Source organism: Microcoleus sp. S13_C3 (genome assembly GCF_036700905.1).
Taxonomy (GTDB): Bacteria; Cyanobacteriota; Cyanobacteriia; order Cyanobacteriales; family Microcoleaceae; genus Microcoleus.
In genome coordinates, this window is record NZ_JAUBPT010000318.1 from 1 (window position 1) to 2,709 (window position 2,709).

General features: G+C 45.5%; 1 protein-coding gene. It reads left to right on the forward strand.

Annotated features, from left to right (window positions below; all coding sequences use genetic code 11):
* Positions 1 to 726: 726 nt before the first annotated feature.
* On the forward strand, positions 727 to 2,538 hold the full coding sequence (gene ltrA, locus QUA16_RS36280) for a group II intron reverse transcriptase/maturase (RefSeq protein WP_333109671.1): 1,812 nt from the start codon (positions 727 to 729) through the stop codon (positions 2,536 to 2,538).
* Positions 2,539 to 2,709: the final 171 nt, after the last annotated feature.

Below are 2,709 nucleotides of genomic sequence, written 5' to 3' on the forward strand. Positions count from 1 at the left end.
AATGCCTCGCAAAATACGCGCTAGAGCCAGCACACGAAGCAACTTTCCATGCTCAGAGTTATGGGTTCAGAACAGGAGTGCGATTCGTTGGGTAGAAACTAACCCTGAAATGGGTAGAGGATTACCCGCAAGCTACACAAGAATCTTCTCCCAAAGGGAGAGGCTTCGCCAAGACAATTTGATAGTCATGTGGGTGAAGTAAGTATCCTAGAAAACTAAGTCCCACCCTCCAGGTGCAGGAGTGAAAGCACACAGAGCGCAGTCAAGAATTGCGTCCCCCAGGGTAGCGACTAGCCATCAATCCCGCTTTGCGGGGGTGAAAGGTGTCAATACTGGAAGCCTAACCTGGTAAACACCGAGCAAGAGTTCATGAGTAGGAATACAAAGGTACATTTGAACCATCGTCATGAATAACCAGCGAAATCAGGCTGTTTACGTTGGGAGTCCCAAAATGGGCAAGGATAATGGGGAGTTGGCAAGTTCCTGGTTGACCAACAAGCACTTCCTCTAAACCCGGTGGATAGTACCGCTCTAAAAACTCAAACAATGACTATCAGAAACGAAGTAACCTCTCGTCCGTTCTCAGTCTTCAATGATTGAGTAGGTGCTAACTAATACGAAGAGTAGGCAAGATTGATTCAAAAGCAAAACGCCTGACTGTAATGGTGAGGATAGGCAGACAGAATCACGGTGATTTGGAAAATAAAGCTTCCAGTAGCAGTAAATATGTCTAATACGAGTTTAAAGACTACGGTGGAATGGCGTTCTATTAACTGGCGAAAGCTAGAACGTAGAGTGTATAAGCTGCAACAGAGAATTTATCAAGCCTCTCAACGTGGCGATGTAAAAACATATCGCAGACTCCAAAAAACGCTGATGAATTCTTGGTCAGCAAGAGCGTTAGCGGTTCGTAGAGTTACCCAGGATAATTGCGGCAAAAAGGCAGCAGGTGTAGACGGCGTTAAATCGCTGACTCCTAATCTCCGTCTTGCCTTGATAAATCAAATAAAACTGGGTTCTAAGGTCAGCCCGACTAGGCGTGTATGGATTCCCAAGCCTGGACGTGACGAGAAGCGACCTTTAGGAATACCTACAATGGATGACCGCGCCTTGCAAACGCTTGTCAAACTGGCATTAGAACCAGAATGGGAAGCGCGATTTGAACCAAACTCATACGGGTTCAGAGCCGGAAGGTCATGTCATGATGCAATCGAAGCAATCTTTAACTCCATCAGGTATAAACAAAAGTTTGTACTTGATGCTGACATATCGAAGTGTTTCGACTGTATCGACCATGAAACACTGCTTTTAAAACTGAATACATCTCCCACCATTCGCCGTCAAATTCGTGCATGGTTAAAAGCGGGGGTGATGGATGGTAAGCAGTTGTTTCCTACATCTGAGGGAACGCCACAAGGCGGATGTCTTTCGCCGCTTTTGGCAAATATAGCCCTCCACGGGATGGAAAACCGGATAAAAAGCGCCTTTCCTAGTGGCACAATTGTCAAGAAAGGTCAATACGCTGGCTATCAGCCAGGAGCTACTTTAATCAGGTACGCCGATGACTTCGTGATTCTCCATGAAGACATAACCGTTGTTCAAAGATGCCGGGAAATAATCTCGGAATGGTTAATGGGCATAGGCTTGGAATTAAAACCCAGTAAAACTCGGCTGACGCACACTCTTTCAACTTTTGTTGAGGAAAAGCCAGGATTCAACTTCCTTGGATTTAATATACGTCAGTTCCCCAAAGGGAAACACCATACAGGTAAAAATACGAAAGGGGAATTACTCGGTTTTAAGACCATCATTACCCCAAGTCAAGAAAAAGTGAAGGCACATTATGACCGTCTGTCAGATGTAATTGACTCCCATAAGTCAGCACCGCAAGCGGCGCTAATTAAGCGACTAAACCCTATCATTAGGGGTTGGGCTAACTTCTATTCGACTGTCATAAGTAAGGAAATCTACGCTCAGTTAGATGACCTAGTGTATCAAAAGCTTGTCTCTTGGGCACAATTCCGCCACCCAAAGAAATCAAAGGGATGGGTGTCAAAGAAATATTGGCACTCCATAGGCGATGATAACTGGGTATTTGCAACCACTGAAGTTGGGAAAAACCCACTTCGGTTACTTGACCATGCCCGCATTAAAATAGTGCGTCATGTAAAAGTCAAAGGCAAACTGTCCCCATTTGACGGGAATCTGGTTTATTGGAGTACAAGAATGGGCAACAACCCAGAAATGCCTACAAGAGTCTCATCACTCTTGAAATGGCAAAAGGGAAAATGCGCCCACTGTGGATTGTTTTTCCGTGAAAACGATGTGATGGAAATTGACCATATTATCCCCAAATCGCAAGGTGGAAAGGATGATTATAAAAATTGGCAACTTCTACACAGACATTGCCACGACACAAAGACTACCAGTGATGGCAGTCCTGGCAGAAAATCTGGCTGTAACAGTGCCGAGCCTAAACCACCCTCCGAACTGAATTGGCTTTGGGATGAGGATATGTTGGTAATGAGGAATGCGTGACAAGCACCAAGTCACTGAGGAGCCGTGTGAAGAGAAATTTTCACGCACGGTTTTGGAGAGCGGCGGCTCTCGTGAGAGGGTCGCCGACTTTAATAGGTCGGCGCACGACGCGCAGAAAAAACTGTTTCATAATCTACGCTCTAACAGCAACGGAATAGAGAAACGGGTTAT

Coding starts and splice junctions, on each gene's coding strand:
- ltrA (WP_333109671.1), top strand. CDS start 727: ATGTCTAATACGAGTTTAAAGACTACGGTGGAATGGCGTTCTATTAAC.